Annotated in this window: 7 protein-coding genes; all 7 read right to left on the bottom strand. The window is 42.8% G+C overall.

Translation table 11 applies throughout. The annotated features are described in order from the left end of the window. Positions 1–79 precede the first annotated feature (79 nt). The 7 genes from ACOCD9_RS09525 to ACOCD9_RS09495 all read right to left on the bottom strand — a co-directional run bounded on the left by ACOCD9_RS09525 (position 80) and on the right by ACOCD9_RS09495 (position 17,626). Positions 80–1,906 (bottom strand): peptidoglycan DD-metalloendopeptidase family protein, encoded by a 1,827-nt coding sequence (locus ACOCD9_RS09525; protein WP_419547231.1) that lies wholly within the window; start codon positions 1,904–1,906, stop codon positions 80–82. 594 nt (positions 1,907–2,500) lie between these two features. Beyond that, the gene (locus ACOCD9_RS09520; protein WP_419547229.1) at positions 2,501–5,965 is read right to left on the bottom strand and encodes a type ISP restriction/modification enzyme; all 3,465 of its coding nucleotides are present in this window, start codon (positions 5,963–5,965) and stop codon (positions 2,501–2,503) included. Positions 5,966–6,206: 241 nt separating this feature from the next. Next, entirely contained in the window at positions 6,207–8,393 is a 2,187-nt protein-coding gene (locus ACOCD9_RS09515; RefSeq protein ID WP_002803192.1) for a DNA cytosine methyltransferase, read from the bottom strand. Between the two features lie 179 nt (positions 8,394–8,572). Further along, positions 8,573–8,905, bottom strand: coding sequence for a type II toxin-antitoxin system Phd/YefM family antitoxin (locus ACOCD9_RS09510; protein WP_002763237.1), 333 nt, complete (start codon positions 8,903–8,905; stop codon positions 8,573–8,575). A 68-nt stretch (positions 8,906–8,973) separates the two neighbouring features. Then, positions 8,974–13,578, bottom strand: a complete 4,605-nt coding sequence (gltB, locus tag ACOCD9_RS09505) for a glutamate synthase large subunit (RefSeq protein WP_419547227.1) — start codon at positions 13,576–13,578, stop codon at positions 8,974–8,976. A 300-nt stretch (positions 13,579–13,878) separates the two neighbouring features. Continuing rightward, positions 13,879–14,766, bottom strand: a complete 888-nt coding sequence (locus ACOCD9_RS09500; protein ID WP_419547225.1) for a succinate--CoA ligase subunit alpha — start codon at positions 14,764–14,766, stop codon at positions 13,879–13,881. A gap of 541 nt (positions 14,767–15,307) precedes the next feature. Continuing rightward, positions 15,308–17,626, bottom strand: a complete 2,319-nt coding sequence (locus ACOCD9_RS09495) for a dynamin family protein (RefSeq protein ID WP_287701546.1) — start codon at positions 17,624–17,626, stop codon at positions 15,308–15,310. Positions 17,627–17,628: the final 2 nt, after the last annotated feature.

Raw genomic sequence — 17,628 nt, 5'->3', positions numbered from 1 at the left:
TTTATCAATCATAACACACAATCACCCAATTGCACAAGAGCAAAAAAGGGAAGAAAAAATCTTCCCTTTGCGGGCATCTTTAACGTCTGCCTGGCAGGAAAGCGATGGGATTAACTGCGCCCTGGCCGGAGGGGTGAACCTCAAAATGTAGGTGAGGGCCGGTGCTAAAACCGGTGCTACCCATCTGGGCGATTGGCTCGCCTTGCTCAACAGTTTGGCCGCGACGCACCAGCAGACGGCTGTTATGGGCATAGAGAGTGACGCTACCATCGGGGTGACGCAGTTTCACCAGATTGCCATAACCGCCAGAATTCCAACCAGAGGAGATTACTTCACCGGCAGCCGCCGCCACAACTGGTGTACCCACTGGACCGGCGATATCGATGCCGCGATGAGGTCTGCCCCAGCGCCAACCGAAACCGGAGGTTAACACACCTCTAGTGGGCCAAATAAAGCCGGTAAAAATGGGGGCGGGATTAGGTAAATGCTCATCGGGATTAGCGAGGGGAGGAAGGGAAGGTTCTACGGTTTCGCCGACGGGAATTCGTAGGCGGTCATTATATTCTTCCACATTGGTAGGAGCCGAACCGATAATCTGTGGGGGGGTGCTTTGGTTAGAACGAGAACGAAGGGCAGTCCATTGGGGATTAGGGGTTATTTGTCGATCATCGAGGGTTTCTGTGGGATTATCGACGGGAATAGCGATACTTTTCTGGGTTTCCGAAAGGTTAGTTTCCCGCAGATTAGCCACCTCTTGGCGCAATCTTTCCCGATAGCTGCCGGTGATATTTTCGGGGAATTCTTCCGTCCCCGTGGTGGCAGTTTCCGGGGGCGGATTTTGTCGATTGCTGGGGTTAAAGGACAACCTAGTGCGATCGCCGACCAAGGGGGTAAGATTTTGATTAACTCTAGCGTTGGCAGAGCGATCGGGAACCACTAGGGTTTGATTGACTTTAATCCGGTTGGGGTTGTCAATGCCGTTTTCCCTAGCTAATTCGGCGGGGGTGATGCCGAGAGCGCGAGCGATCGTGTTTAAGGTATCCCCGGGCCGAACCCGATAAACTTGGTTTTCTGGCGGAACTATGACGCGAGGATTGGGAACGGCGGGAATTTCAGTCACAGGAGCCGGATTTCGTAGGGCAACGCTGGGAATTTCCGGTCTGCTTGTCAAGGGAGGATTAAGGGGAATTGTGGCTATCGGGCGATCGCTTTCAGGGGTGGGAACGGGAATCGGGATCACCTGGCTAGTTGGTCGGGGGGATTCTTCGGGAGCGATAACGGGAATCTCGACGCTAGTTGGCGAATTATCGGGAACGAGAGCGGTGGTTTCAGTAACGATTACCGTTTCCCCGGAATTGGACTGATGGGGGGTTTCCTCGGTTCGCAAGGCGGCCAAACTTTCTTGGAGACGTTGACGGGTTTGACGCAGACTAGCAGAGGAACTATCCAACTGCTCAGGAGTTGCTGCCGGGGCTGCCGAGGGCAACTGCTCAGGAGTGGGTATTTTTAAAGTTTGTCCGATAATCAAATCGGAATGGGGGGAGAGATTATTGCTACTAGCGATCGCTGTGGGGGTGGTTTGATAGGTGTCGGCTAAACTCCACAGGGACTCTCCCGATTTTACTTGATGCTCAACCACTGATGTGGCGATGAATTTGACGGTGGCGAGTGCTTGGGATTGGATTATTTGCGGTTCTTTTAGTTCTTTACCCGCAGCTTTGGCTTTTTGGGCCAGGTCAATCACTTCCCATTCTAAGGGTACAGAATTGGCGGCCTGGGCTGATTCTGAGGTGGAGTTGAGAATGCTAGGTACTCCCAGAGAGAGTGCTAATCCCAGTAGAGCAACTGAGTAACGGACTCGGTTAGACTCAGCGGTGCAATTCTGTTCTGGGGTAGCGGATGTCATGGGGTTGTGGATAAAAGTCTCTTTCAAACAGACCTCCTGTGGTGTAAAGAGTTAGCTAGAGCCAGTGGATTAAGCCGATGGGTCTAGCTTTCAGCATTAGCCTTGAGGCTAGAGTAGAAGTTAAGCAACTTTACTTTTTAGTCAAAATACCTAAAGGTGACTTTTAGGTGAGATTAACTTAGATTTTGAAATTATGCAAGTCTATCTCTGACCATTAGCACCGGGATCACAGCAAGTTGGTGACATTTTGAATGTCCAGATTGACGATGCTCTATCTCAGATGTTCCAAGCTGATCAGCATTTTTCGTCCTGCCAATTTTTGCCAATTTTTTGATAGAAAATTTTTATCGGTTTTGCCGTTTACTAAAGAAATTATTAATGATTCGCCGCTCGCAAGGAGCAATGATGGCTATTGGGGGGGGCAATAATTAGGGTTTGCCCAAAAAGTTTTTCGTGGGGTGTGGGGTGTGGGGTGTGGGCTTCGGCCGTGAGCTCAGCCGAACGGGTGTGGGGTGTGGGATTTTACCGATTTTCAGGGAAAAAGTCAAAATTTCGCCTCCCACAAGGTTTTTAGATTTAATCAGCCAACCCTAATTAAAAAGAATACACGGCTGTTTTGATATTTTGGTAGTTATCATCTAGATCTGATTCTAGGAGAATAATCGCAGTAATTCTTCTCGTCATCTCGCTGACTTCCTGCACTTCTGCGATAGTTAATCCCCGTCCTAATAATTTTTCCTCGCGATAACTTAGCCATTTTTTAATGACTTGATAACCCCCGATGGTATATTCCCAAACCTGGGCCGGTATATTTTGCCAATAGGCTCGATCATTGAGATAAATATCATAGGTTTTGGTTCCTAATAATTTTCGCATTTCTGGGCTAATTACGCTCATTTCTGCGGTTGTATATTGTCTGGCGATCGCTTTTCCTTTACCCGGCATTGTCACGCCATTTTTCCCCCCATGTCCCCAACCGACGTTAATAATTAAATCCCCCTTATCTGGGTTTAAATTTCCCCCATCAGTGCAGGAAATCAAGGCGATTTTTTGCATTGCAGGGGTCGGTTTTTTGGTGACTCCTATAACGGGGTTTTCTGTGTCTAAAAGAGAGGCGATCAATTGTCCTAGTTGGGCAGATTTAATTAATAATTCTTGGCTATTGGGAAGGGGAATCCTTGGGAAGTCTTGACGAATACCGTCGGCATTTTCCCCAAGATACAAGGGGGAGTACCCAATCGCTAACGAGTGCAGCCAAATTAAGGAAGCATTCTCGATATTTTCATCAAGATTATTAATACCCAGTTGATTTAAGTATTGACGAGATTTTTCTGAAAGATTGGCTTTTGTTTTGATTTCAGTAAGATTTGATGTATTGAATAATTGTGGTGTATTTTCTTCAAAATTATTATTTAAAGATTGCGGACGTAGCCAAATTGGAATAACGGATACATTACGAGCTAAAGCTTGATAATCAACAAGACAATTAGAGAAATATATTGGACTACCTTTTGCTTCTTTTTCGGTCTTTAAGCGAGTAACTATGAATTGATTTCCTTTCCAGCACTGTGTGTATAGTTCTGGTCTGGGACGATTCCATAAAGAACTAATATTACTATGATAACACCAGCGATGTTCAAATGGACGCATAGTATATTTTCGGATTCGATATTTATCATACTGATATTGTTCTGATGCTAAAATTTTAGAACGAACTTTTTTAGAAATAAAATCCGAGGCATCCTCAGTTAAACTAGGCTCAATTATCTTTAATTCTTCCCAAGAAATATTATGATCAAAGTAAGCTTTAACTCTATTTTCCAGACTTGATTTATCAATATCAATAAAAGCTCCTCGACGAGCTTCTAAAAATGCTTTATATGGATTTTCCTGACAAAAATCAGATACTCTTGGCCAATTTAAATATTGTGTTGTAGTATTTAAAATACGGAAAGAATAACGATTAGATTGTTCTGGGTTAGAGACTTGATACAAAGCATCAAAATCTTGATTATTTAAACTATCTAATAACTGTTCTCGTTTAGCAACTCCCCAGAAATGGCGAAAATAGACATCAACAGTTTTATTCCTTACTTCCTTTCTTACCATTAGTCCGATAGTTGTCCCGACTCGAATCCCTTCCTTATTGTATTGAGTAGAAAAAACACTAGGATCGGGATTACCTTCAGGGGTTAACTTTCCTGTTTCGCGACTATCCCCATTGAGACAATCAAACCAAAGACGATCAAATTCTTGTAAAAATCTTTGTCGCATCACCACAAAAGAAGGATCACCGAGATAGGAAAAATTAGAAATATAACAAACAACCCCTTTACCAGTATTTTCTGAAATACATCTTTCCGCTAAACGAAAAAAGCGCACATATAACTCATCCAGATTAAACTTTTTAATCCCCCAATCGGAGATTAAACCCTGTTTATACAATTCCACTAAACCTGCTTCTTCTGCGGGACTGGTTCCAGCAAAAGCATTGTAGGGAGGATTACCGAGAATAACTAAAATCGGTTTACCGCGCTTAACTTCATCAGCTGCCTCTCGTTCCTTATTTAACTCCGGAAAACTCAATTGTAGCTGTTGAATTTTCTGTTTACTTTCCTCATCGGGAGGTTGCCAACCGGTTAAAGCATTAGTCAGATAAATCCCCACCCGTTCACTATCTTCTATTAAAGGTACACCCAAACTTTGCAGGAATAAACCTAATTGTAGATGAGCGACGACAAAAGGAGCGGTTAAAATCTCGAAACCGAAAATTCTTTCTATGGCTGCTTTTTTCACCAAAGCCATGGCTAAAGCACCCGCCCCATTTTCCTGTAAAGTATCGGTAATATAGCGCAAAACCTCGACTAAATAAGCACCAGTTCCACAGCAAGGATCGAGAACATAAACATCGGGATTAGCTAAACCGTCCTCAATATTTAATTCTTCTCGTAAAACTCGATCGACTCGCGCTACCATATAGCGAACAATTTCCGGAGGAGTGTACCAAACTCCCAATTCTTTGCGTAAATCGGGATCAAAAGCTTGCAAAAATGGTTCATAGAAATACTGTACCGCTTGTCCCTCATCGAATTGACGAAAAAATTCCTCTCGTCGCACTCGATTTAAAGCTGCACCGGTCCAATTCAAGACTTCTACTAATCCCAAAGATTTTAACTTACTCGGTGCGGCGATCTGCTCAAATAGGATCGCTAACATGGGAACATGGAGATGGTGGGCTGCGGATTTCCAATCGAACTTATCCTCTTTATCCTCGCGATTGAGGTTTTGCTTGTGCCATAATACCCAAGCGGAGAATAAACCATAAAAGAGGGTTTGCACGAGGGTAGAACGGAAAAATTTATTCCCCTGTTCCCGTTCAAATTTGATACCTAGGGCATTTTCTAAAGCTTGACGAATATTGGCCAGAGCGGGAAGATCGGAATGATGTTCTAAGCGTGCTTTTGCGTCCCGCGCATAGGAAGCAAGAAACCAAGCAACATCGGCCGGTGAGGTGATAGGAGCCGCCTGTAAAAGCACTCTCTTTAGGTATTCTAAGAGGCTATCACCGTGTTCGGCGGCAAATTTGGATGGATTTGAGGTTTTTAGCCAAAACTCGGCTTCTGACGGGGCTAAACTATAGGCTTCTAATTCTACCGGTTGACCTTGGCTATTGCGACCGATGAGCAGAAAATCGCGATAATTGCTGACTAATACTTGACCGTATTTTTGCCAGTATTTTTGTACTTGCTCGCTGGTGGCGATTTTTTTTATATCTTCTTTGGTTCCCTTAATCTCGATCGCGCCTCTTTCGGGAAAAATCGCCGTAAAAGGTTCTAATTCTTGATTTTTGGGGAATTGATCGACGTTAAAAAGTCCCCCGTCCGGCAATCCCGCACCCTGATTTCTGAGGTTGATAATGCAGCGCACTCGCGGTTTTAGGGTTTTACCGATTTCGTTAAGGAGAGTTTCGAGAGTGCCGTAGTAGGAGGTTTCTTTTACCGCTGCTTGGGAGGAGTGGATTTCGTGCAGGTTGCGAAAATAATTAACGAGGGGATTCATGAGTAATAAAGTAATAGGACAAAATTAACTTCTTGGTTAGGATAGGCAAAAGGCAAAAGTATGTGTAATTAATTGTGTCTAGCTACTTAAAAAGTGTAGTCTAGATAGGGTTGGCCGAAAAAGTTTTTCGTGGGGACAGATTGTGGGGTGTCGGTCGTCGATACCCAATTAGGTTACACTTCATCTTAAGAAAAGCTGTCACCAGAGATGGTATATTTTGGCCATAGTATAGCTCGCTAGTTTAGATTTGTTCAATTGGAGAAATAAGATTAGATAAAATTTCGTTCCATTTTAATTTATGAATAGTTTGTAATTCCGAATCTATTTCAATCAGATGGGAATAGCTATTGACAAATTCTTCTGGAGATGATATCAGTCTCAGATAATATTTAATTGTCGGTATAATACCATTGGTGATTATTTGACAACCATGATTGTTTTTGATAGTTTGAATCTCAGACATGATTAACTCCACTTCTGTGGGTTTAACATCAAACGATGATAGGATATAATATCTTCTCGGATTAAATTTGATAATTTTATCTTTGGCAATTCGGAGAATTTGTAAATCAATGTACTTACCATGCTTAATTTCAATAACTTCTACTAATTGTTTATTTTTATCAAAAATCTCAATATCTCCTGCACTACCAGAAGTTAGATCAGAAGCTGTGTGACTGCCTAGAGGTTTTAATGTGCAGGATTTGTATCTTTCTACTTCTATAATTAACCTTTGATAAATTGCATATAGTGCTAAAACAGGTAATTTGGAAGCTCCGCGAGTTTGATAATTGAAACTAAAATGATTTTCTAGGCAACTGCTCAAAGTGTTGATATCAAAAGGTTCAGGATTATCTATCTTCAAAATTTTAATCTTTTGAGTCTGGATAATCTGATTAACTTGATGAAGTAAAAGCCTTAAAATAACTTCAGCTTGTTGAGGATTAGTTTCAATAAAATCAATTAAACCCAGAAAAGCATCTTTGGTTTTTTGATTACTAATTTTACCTTGATAATCTAAAGTATAGGGAAAGGGTTGTTCTAAAGAACGAGTTAGCCAGCCACTTTCTGCCATAGCTGGTAATCCCAATTGTTTCAAGGTGGGAGTAATATACTGAGTATCAATAGTTCTTCCTGAAAATCCTCCAGGTAAATTAGTTTGATGGTATCTAATATCTTGATTAGGATAGAGAATTTTATGAACTAATAAAGTTATTAAAACCGTATAAACTCCCTTTTGTTTTGAGCAATTAGTAGCAATTTGTTGGATATAGTTTTGATAGGGTTGAGGAGGCAGTGGTTGCCGATCATCTAAATTTAAGGATTGGTCATAAATGTCTAATAACTTTTCTTTATGGTTCATAAAATCTAATCCGATAATTTCCAATTGAATATTCTGACGAGAAAAAGAAAACTCCTTTAAGGATACTCTAGAATTGTTTTCAAAAATATGTTTCTTAATGGCAATAGCCAACTCTTGAATCATGGGAATACAAACCGAATTACCCACCTGTTTATAAGACTCAGCTAAGTTAGGATGAATTTGAAAGCTATCGGGGAACTTCATCAGTCGATAGCATTCTTGGATAGTTAATTTACGCACCTGATCTTGTTCGGGTATATAAATAAAAAAACGTCCAGATGTTTCCTGAGATGGTATAGTAGGATGTACTCCATCGATCGAATAAATTCGGTTAGGTTGATGATGAACCCGGGATAAATGTTCTGTATTTGGTCTGATACCTTTTTTCCAGATAGTTTTATTGCGATAACCGACAAAAATTAATCCTGATGGTTGTAAGGTAGGATTATCAATGAGAGTATATTCTTTTTTATCTAAGTATTCAAAATTGCCTTGAGGAGACAGAAAATCGCGTAACTTAGGTATTGGTGAAGTATATTTTAATGAGTTGAAATTAAATTTTTTATTTTGGGTAGCAATAATAATAATTCTTTCTCGATTTTGCGGCACACCAAAATCCTTGGCATTTAAGAGCTTATAATCAACTAAATAACCCAGTTCTTCCAAAGAATGCAAAATAATATCTAAGTTTTTGCCTTTGTCGAGGTGAATTAGGTGTTTAACATTTTCCAGAAGAATTATTTTCGGCTTTTTTAATTCTACTATTTCGCAGATGTGAAAAAATAGAGTTCCCCTTGTATCTCTAAATCCGGCTCGTTTTCCAGAAATGCTAAAGGGTTGACAGGGAAATCCTGCTGTCAACACTTCAAAATCAGGGAGGTCATGAATAGCAATTTTTCTAATATCTTGATCGGGAATTTCTTGAAAATTATTGAAATATACTTTTCGACAGTTTTCGTCTATTTCACAAGAATATACACAGTCATAACCAACGCTCTCGAAAGCTAATCTAAATCCTCCAATACCAGCAAAAAGATCGATAAATCTGAGTTTTTCGTTTGTCATTGCCAAATTATGACATCAAAGATAGCCAAAGTGAATATATCCTAAATTTTAGCAAATGTTCCGACTTATGCAGCGATAAAAACTGTAGTCTAGATAATTAAGATTAATATGTCCCCATATAATCAATTTGGAGATACTAGATTAGGTATAATTGAGTAAAAACTCGCACAATTTCGGTTTCAGACTTCTGCGGCTTTTTCTTGCTCAATCTCGGTCTCCAATTCTTGACGTAATTCTTCTAGAGAAGTGGTGGCAGCTGTCTGAGATAATCTTTCTTGTGACCAATTTAAGGACTGAAAAAGTCGTTGAGCGTTAGCTGGAGAGCGCAAAAGATAAACTTCTTCTAATAAAGCGGATAATTCGTCAGCAGCAATCAAGGCCACATCATGATGACCCTGACGTTGGACAATAACGATCGAGTTTCCCAGTTCTACTTGTTCTAAAACCTGAAGAAAATGTTCCTGTGCTTGGGTATAGCTAGTATAGGTGGTGGGGATGGGCAGCATGGCCATTAATCAACTCCGCAGTCAAAAAATTAATCAATGGGTGCGTTAACCAAGAGTAACGCACCCCGAGGAAATTACACCGAAGTTAAGGTTTTCTCCGCGCTAATTTGCGCTTCGGGACTATCCGCTTCCGAGGGAGGGACTACTTGCCAGAATTGACCGAGATAACTATCCCAATTAGCTAAAATTAACTTACCTTTGGGGCTATTAGTGCGTTCTACATGGGCCTCAATTAAAGATTTTAACTGTTCCGCACCGGCAGCCGTGGCAACCCGTTGAATCTTGACAATTTCGGGGTTAAGTTTCTCCGGTAGGGACGGATCAAGGATATAAGCTAATCCTCCCGTCATCCCGGCGCCGACGTTGCGACCGACGGAACCAAGCACGACAATTACCCCCCCGGTCATGTATTCACAGAGGTGATCCCCGGCCCCTTCGATAACTGCTTTTGCGGTGGAATTGCGAACAGCAAAGCGTTCACCAGCGCGACCATTAACGTATAATACCCCACCGGTGGCCCCGTAGAGACAGGTATTACCGATAATAGCGTTATCTTCGGGCTGATAATTGGCGTTTTGGGGCGGTACGATGACAATTTCGCCGCCGTAGATGCCTTTACCCACATAATCGTTAGCTTCTCCTTCTAAATGGAGATTGACACCGGGTAAATTAAATGCTCCGAAACTTTGACCGGCCGCACCCTGGAAATTGAGCTTAATTTCGCCTTCAAAGCCATCATTACCGTATTTTTGGGCAATTACCCCCGCAATTCTCGCTCCGACAGAGCGATCGGTATTGACAATCCTGTAGGTTTTGCTGACGGTTCCCTGTTGCTCGATCGCCTGTTTAATCTCGCTATCGGCTAGAATCTCGTCATCAAGGACAGCACCGTTACTATGTACTTCCTCGTGCTGCAACCAAGAGCGATCGCTACGGCCATCGGGTAAATTCAACAAACAATCGAGATTGAGGGATTCTGTCTTAGTTAAACGAGCATCGGAGCGCACTTTTAACAGATCTGCCCGGCCAATCACCTCATTTAAACTGTGATAGCCTAATTTCGCCAATAATTGCCGCGTTTCCTCAGCCACCAAAGTGAAGAAATTGACCACATGAGCGGGAATTCCTGGAAAACGAGCGCGGAGACGTTCCTGCTGGGTAGCGACTCCCACAGGGCAATTATTCGTGTGACAGACGCGGGCCATGATACACCCCTCGGCAATCATGGAAATGGAACCAAAACCGAATTCCTCCGCACCCATCAGAGCAGCCATGAGGATATCCCAACCGGTTTTTAGTCCCCCATCTGCACGCAAAATCACCCGATGACGCAGTTGATTTTCCATTAACATCCGATGCACTTCCGTTACTCCCAATTCCCAGGGACTACCCGCGTGTTTGATCGAACTTAGGGGTGATGCACCTGTACCACCATCGTGGCCCGAAATCTGGATAATATCAGCGTTAGCTTTGGCAACTCCGGCCGCAATTGTACCGATACCGATCTCGGCCACTAATTTGACGGAAACTTTGGCCCGGGGGTTAATTTGGTGTAAATCGTAGATTAATTGTGCTAAATCTTCGATCGAGTAGATATCGTGGTGAGGAGGGGGAGAAATCAAGGTAACACCCGGTTTTGATCGCCGTAACATGGCAATATAGGGACTAACTTTTTTCCCGGGTAATTGACCTCCTTCTCCCGGTTTTGCTCCCTGGGCCATTTTAATCTCTAGCTGTTTTCCACTCATTAAGTATTCGGGAGTGACTCCAAAACGTCCCGAAGCTATCTGTTTAATGGCAGAATTAGCCGTATCACCGTTTTTTAAGCCGTTTAGGTGAGGCATGGTCACGGAATGTCCCTCGGCATCCACATCGCTTAAGCTGGTGTAACGGATCGGATCTTCTCCCCCTTCTCCGGAATTGGACTTACCTCCGATACGATTCATGGCGATCGCTAGGGTTTCGTGTGCTTCCCGGCCCAAGGCACCGAGGGACATTCCCCCTGTGCAGAAGCGTTGCAGGATACTTTCGATCGATTCTACTTCTTCGATGGCAATTGAGGCTCGATCGCTGTTAAATTTTAATAGATCGCGCAATGCAGTAACGGGTCTTTGCTGCAAGATTTGACGATAGGTTTCGTAATGGTCATATCCTTCCCCTTGGGAGTGAGCGGCCACGGCTTTATGGAGTGCTTTCGCCATTTCCGGGGAATTCATGTGGTATTCTCCCCCCGGACGGTAGTTGACAAAACCGTAGTTTTCTAGTTTTTTAGCGGTAAGATTGGGGAAAGCTTTACTGTGGAATGCGATCGCTTCTTGGGCCACCTCAGCAATGCTTAAACCCCCGACGCGACTGGTAGTACCGTTAAAAGCTAGTTTAACTAAATCTGCCGATAATCCGATCGCCTCGAAAATTTGCGCCCCATGGTAGGAAGATAGGAGAGAAATACCCATTTTCGAGAGGATTTTCAGTAATCCCGCTTCTACGGATTTGCGGTAATTAATTAGGGCTTTTTCGAGGCTAATAGCTTCTAATTTGCCATTTTCCATCAATTTCTGAGTTTTTGGCTCGATCCACCACTGGGCGATCGTTTCTAGGGCCAGATAGGGACAAACTGCGGAAGCGCCATAACCAATTAGACAAGCGAAGTGATGGGTACTCCAACATTGGGCCGTGTCGATCACGATCGAAGCTTTTAAACGCAAGTGTGAGCGAATCAGGTGATGATGGACGGCACCAACGGCCAATAAAGGGGGAATATAGCTAGTTTTTTCGTCAATAGGAGCAGTTCTGTCACTAAGAATTAAAATTTCCGCTCCCGATGCTACTTTCTTGGCGGCCTCAGCGCACAAATTAGCGATCGCGGTTTCTAATCCCTGCGGTCCGGTGGTCAGATCATAAAGGGTAGAAAGTTCGGCTGTTTTGTAGCTAGAGGTTTTAACTTTGGCTAATTCCGCATTATTGAGCAGGGGAGAGTCTAATTTCAGTAAATGTGCGTCATCAACCCCTAATTTAAGTATATTGCCCCGTCGTCCCAGATACATAGTCAAGGACATGACTAAACTTTCGCGTAAGGGATCGATGGGGGGGTTAGTAACTTGGGCAAAACGTTGTTTAAAGTAATCGTAGAGAAGATGGGGTTTACTGGAGAGGACTGCTAGGGGAGTGTCATCACCCATACAGAAAGTCGGTTCTTTTCCCTGTTCTGCCATGGGGACGATAATCAGATCCACATCTTCGGATGTATAACCGAAAGCGGTTTGCAGGGGAAGGAGATGACTAGGAGAGGGAATGTCTATCGCTGTTTCTTTGTCAATAAAGGTGCGTTGGGATTTCACCCATGCACCGTAGGGATTAGCGCGGGCAATTTCCTGTTTAATCGGCCAATTACGCTTAATTTCGCCTTTTTCTAGGTCAACTGCGATCATTTGACCGGGGCCGAGACGACCTTTTTCCATAATGGTGGTTTCATCGAGGGGAATAGTTCCCGCTTCCGAGGAAACGACGATATAACCATTGTTAGTAATGCTATAACGGGCCGGTCGCAAACCGTTGCGATCCAAACAAGCGCCGACGATTCCCCCGTCACTGAATACCAGTAAAGCCGGACCGTCCCAGGGTTCCTGTAAACCGCTATAGTATTCGTAGAAGTCGATAATTTCGGGATAATTCTGTAAATCCGGCTGATTATTGTAGGCCTCCGGCACTAGGATCATAGCTGCTTCTAGGGGACTGCGACCGGTTCTCACCAATAATTCTAGGGCGCTATCGAGGTTATAGGAGTCGCTGTTAGCGGGGTTAACAATGGGGGTCAGGGATTGTAATTCTTCGTGGGTCCAACCTTCCGTTTCTAAAGCGGGTTCCCGGGCCGACATCCAGTTAATATTGCCCAAAAGGGTGTTAATTTCGCCGTTATGACCCAATAAGCGCATCGGTTGAGCGAGGGGCCATTTGGGTTGGGTATTGGTGCTAAAACGTCGGTGATAAATAGCGAATTGACTGCTATAGGCGGGATTTTGCAGGTCTAGATAGAACTCTCGCAGGATTTCGCCCCTTACCATGCCTTTATAGACTATGGTGCGACAGGAAAAGGAACAGAAATAGAAATCATCGGCCAGTTGCTTACCGACTTCAGAACGGGCAATATAGAGTAGGCGATCGAATTGAGAACCGGCTAAATCGGGGGAAGTAACCAGAATTTGCTCGACGTAGGGTTGATTTTCCCTTGCTTGTCTTCCGAGGACTTCGGGACGGACGGGAACAGTGCGCCAACCTAAAATCTTAATATTATATTTATTGACAATTTCCTCGATGTGTGCTTTAGCTTCGGCTCGTTCTTGGGCCGCTTGGGGAAGAAAGACCATACCCACCCCTAGTCGCTCAGATTCCGGCATATTTAAGCCATTTTCGGCGAACCAAGGAGCGAGGACATCTCTGGGGATAGCGGTCATCATACCGGAACCGTCACCGGAATCCTGATCGGCGCTGCAGCCTCCCCGGTGTTCCAAACAACCTAAGGCTAAAAGGGCCTGTTCAATCAGTTGATGGCTGCCAGAACCGCGCACATCGGCAATAAAACCGACTCCGCAAGCGTCCCGTTCCTCTACGAGCCATCGGGGACCCCAATAGGGATCGATTTGGTGTATATTGTCGGTTTTTAGGTTATTTTGTTGCGCCATAGAAGTTATCCTTAGGGTCGTTGTCTAGAAGGGTGGGATAGTTGGTCTGCTGAAAGGGTCAATCTAGAATAGAATTTTTTTTGATCTTGCCGTTTCGATTGTCGCTGATTTTTCCTAATTTTTGCCTGTTGCCATCTTTATCTTGGCCGGTCTGAGGAATCACAGGTGATCTACCATGATATAGTAGCTCTCAGGAATTGTCATCGAAAATCCCCTGGATGGGGTGAAACATCCTGTTAGGTGCTTATTTTGGCAGAATATTCTCAGATTATAAATATTATTGGAGCAATGGGGTCAAATTCAGGACAAGACTTTCGCTAAAGAGGTGGGTAAATCGGCCAATTTTTCCACCACTGTCACCCCAGCTTCTTGAAAATGACGTAAGCTATCTTTTCTGGTATTCTTAGCGGCAACAGAGTAGGAAAGTTGGTTAGAAATAATTGTTTCTGTATCGCCGAAATTGGTTTCAATCGCTGCATTTAACCCGACAAGATAGGCAATCACCGGTTTTTCGATCGCCGAGGCAATATATTTGGCCGCCTCGATTTCGGCCTTTCCTCCCACCTGACTGACGAGGAGAATTGCCTCGGTATTGTCATCTTCCTCAAAAACCTGCAACCATTGGGACAAATTTGAGCCAATAATGCCGTCAGTACCCAAATTTACCGCCATAGATTCACCATACCCCGCCGCTGTTAAAGTTTTCGCCACTTCATCCCCTATGCGATCGCCGCGGGTGATCAGACCGATTGTCCCCGATTGATAAAAACTGGGTTCACAAATACCCAACCAAAGATAATTGGGAATAATCACACCCTGGCTGCCGGGGCCGAGAATTAATGTCCCGGTGGTACTAGCTATCTTTAATAATTCCACCAGATCCAAGGGGGGAACTCCGGGGGTGACGATAATTAATTGGGGAATTGCTGCTGCGATCGCTTCTAAGGCCGCATCTAGGACTTGATTGGGGGGGACTAAAATTAAACTGGTCTTGATTTCTCCGGCTTCAGCAACGGCCTCGGCCACTAGATCAAACACTGGTATCTCTGCGATTATCTCACCACCGTGGCCACTAGCCACCCCCGCTACTAAACAGGTTCCCTGAGTTTTCAATCGTGCCGCATAATATTTGCCTAGGGGTCGATCGATCCCTTGCATAATTATCTGATCTTTATCTGTCCATTTCATATATTAAGTGTTGGGAGTTGTTTCAGTAAACAGTAAACAGTAATCAGTAAACAGTAAACAGTAATCAGTGAGACACTGTTGATGGGAGTTTTTTTCAGTGGTCAGTAAACAGTACACAGGATTTGCTGAAAAAGTTTATTGGTGGGGTTAGGAGTCAGTCCCGATGCCAAAGTTGGCACCGCCAAGCCTGAAAGTAATACCTACTTCCCACTCCCCACTTCCCACTCCCCACTTCCCACTTTCCAGTCAGGAGTCAGTAGCCGGTCGTCGGTCGTCGGTCGTTTCAGGCTTTATTGCCCTCTTTTTTTGTACCAATATATGTACTAAAAGGAGGATGATGTCAGGTTTTTGAAGGTCCCAATCCTATTTTATGGCACTAACATCGGATTTTAACAGGTCAAAAGCCTTATTTATTTTAAAAGGTTTTTACCATTATTCAGCAAGCCCTAATTAGAAATTAGCGAAGCTTAATCCACATTCCCAAATCACCGTAATTCACCGCCATCGTCGCAATAATAGCGGTGCTTTGCTATAGCTAACGCTACTGAGAGGAACTATTTCTTTTCAAGGCAATTGCTAATTGTCTCAGTCGTTCACTAACTTCTAAATTAAATTCTTGAGATTTCAAATTAGCGGGTAATTCTGCTACAAGCTGAGGATTCTCTTTATACCATTCGTTTTGAGCGACACCTGCCCATGTTCCTTCTTTTTCTCGAAAAATATCCACTAATCCTCTTAATTCTTGAATACAGTAGGACTCAAATCCTGCAGCTTCAAAAATACCATGGCGTAGATATTCTTCAAAAGCGTTAATATCATTAGTTACTTCAAAGGTAACAACCTCTCTGGGTGGGGTTAATTGGTCAGCCAAATCGATCCAATTAACCCCAACTGTATCTACTGTCATTCCGATAACGTTTTTGGCAATTTCTGTTACACCTAACACCTGTTGACGAAGATTAGGATCAAAGAGTAAATCAGAACCATACTTAACGTATTTTTTTAAGACTCTAAAAGCAGGTTCATCTCCTTGATAATAGTTATCAATCAGTTCCACATCAGCCCCTAAGGATTTGACAATTTGGCTGCGGGTATCACTGTTAACAGGACCGCGAATTAATGCTTCAGCAACGGGACGAGCAAATCTTAAAAATAACACTGATAAGCTATTTTCTAAGCGAGTTAAAAACTCCTGTTCTGAATAACCAATTAATCGTTCTTTTACTTGAGAACTTCCCCATAATAAAGAGGACATATAATCGACTAATTTTAAGGCTTCATCTTTTAATTCTGCCGCTAATTGTCGAGCAAGGGCATCCAAAAATTTTCTAACATCCCCATACAAGTCATCCCGCCAGGCATAATTAGCTTTTGCCTTGTCGAAGTCTGGAAAAGAATTTGCATCAAAAATAATTTCTTTTTTTCTTAAAGTTTCTTGTCTTAATTTTGCCATTTCAATGGCTAACAGTTGCCCATAGCGTTCTTTAAACTTTTCGATACTACTAGAAGATTCGTTATTAACTTTTTCTAAGGGTTTGTTAATGGCAGATGTTTCATAAAAGTTTTGTAAATCAGCTTTTATCTGTTCCCATTTTCTATGCCACCATTCTGAAAAATCAATTCTTCTTCTCTCTTCTTCAAGGCGTTGTGCTTCTTCAGGATTTTCGGGAAATCTTTGACTGACAAAATGGTGAATGTCCTCTGAGGTGCTGACAATTTTATCAATGGAAGCTTCACAACGTTTCTTGAGAATTGCTACTCGCTCAGTATTAATATAATTAAAGATTTTTTGTTTAATTTCAGGGATTCCTGTAGCTTGAGTTCTTAACATTTTATCATCTATAATTCCAGTCAAAGTTTTTAATTTATCTTGAATATTACTGGCTTTTCCGATTTCTAATTGAGTATGTTCTTCCGCCAGATTATTTAAGATTAAATAAGCTCCTGCTGAACCAGAAACAATGCGATTAACCGGTAAATTAGCGCGTTTTGACCAATCCTGAGAGGCTTCTGTAATATGAGTTTTAAGGGCTTCTGGGCTACCAAGAGAGTCAATATGACTTAAAAAGACAAATAACTTATCAGCAATGGTGACATTCTTATCACCTTGTTCTGTAAATTTAATAATTTCTAATTCGGCTTCTCGAATACTGCGAAAACGCTGAATCACGATGACTGCATCACAGTCTGATAACATTTGTTGGGCTTCATCAACGTGCTTGGCTAACCCAGAATCTGAACCAGGAACATCATAAAAGACGATTCCTTCTGCTTGAGCGAGTTTATTAGTATAAAGTCGGGCTTCTAGGACCGCATGGGCGTATTTTTCATCGGCAACGTATTTTTTTAGTTTTTCTCGGATGTCTTCTAGTCGAGTAAAAGGAATAGATAAATTACCTTCTCGTCTGACTTGTTTTAGGGTGATTTCGTTTTCTCTAATGGTGTTTAAGTCTTCTTTTGCGCCAACGGTTTCTAATTCTTTGAGGAGATGAATAAATTGTTCTTCGCTGCGGGTTTGCACTTCTAATCTTTGTTCAGATTCGCTTTTAACGGAATAAATTTGAGTGGTGGTAAAGGTACATCTTCCCCCTTTGGCAGGAAGTAAATCACATTCTAACCATGCGTTAATAAAGGTACTTTTTCCAGCCTTTTCTAAGCCAACCACAGCGATACGAAATTCTCTTTTTCTCAGTCTTTCGAGTTGACGGTTAGCAGGTATTGCCTCTTGCATGAGGATTTCTGTTAATTGAGAGGGAACTTCAGCTTGGGGAAGTTTGGCTAAGTCAACGGCAAAATGTTGGATATTTAAGACATCACTGAGGCGGGTTTCATAGTAAGATGAGGCGGATTTCCAATCCATTA

The organism is Microcystis sp., assembly GCF_048564745.1.
Taxonomy (GTDB): Bacteria; Cyanobacteriota; Cyanobacteriia; order Cyanobacteriales; family Microcystaceae; genus Microcystis; species Microcystis ichthyoblabe_A.
The sequence above is the reverse complement of the archived record's forward strand: the minus strand, read 5'-3'. Positions and strand labels throughout refer to the sequence as shown.

Coding starts and splice junctions, on each gene's coding strand:
- ACOCD9_RS09515 (WP_002803192.1), bottom strand. CDS start 8,393: ATGACAAACGAAAAACTCAGATTTATCGATCTTTTTGCTGGTATTGGA.
- gltB (WP_419547227.1), bottom strand. CDS start 13,578: ATGGCGCAACAAAATAACCTAAAAACCGACAATATACACCAAATCGAT.
- ACOCD9_RS09510 (WP_002763237.1), bottom strand. CDS start 8,905: ATGGCCATGCTGCCCATCCCCACCACCTATACTAGCTATACCCAAGCA.
- ACOCD9_RS09520 (WP_419547229.1), bottom strand. CDS start 5,965: ATGAATCCCCTCGTTAATTATTTTCGCAACCTGCACGAAATCCACTCC.
- ACOCD9_RS09495 (WP_287701546.1), bottom strand. CDS start 17,626: ATGGATTGGAAATCCGCCTCATCTTACTATGAAACCCGCCTCAGTGAT.
- ACOCD9_RS09525 (WP_419547231.1), bottom strand. CDS start 1,906: ATGACATCCGCTACCCCAGAACAGAATTGCACCGCTGAGTCTAACCGA.
- ACOCD9_RS09500 (WP_419547225.1), bottom strand. CDS start 14,766: ATGAAATGGACAGATAAAGATCAGATAATTATGCAAGGGATCGATCGA.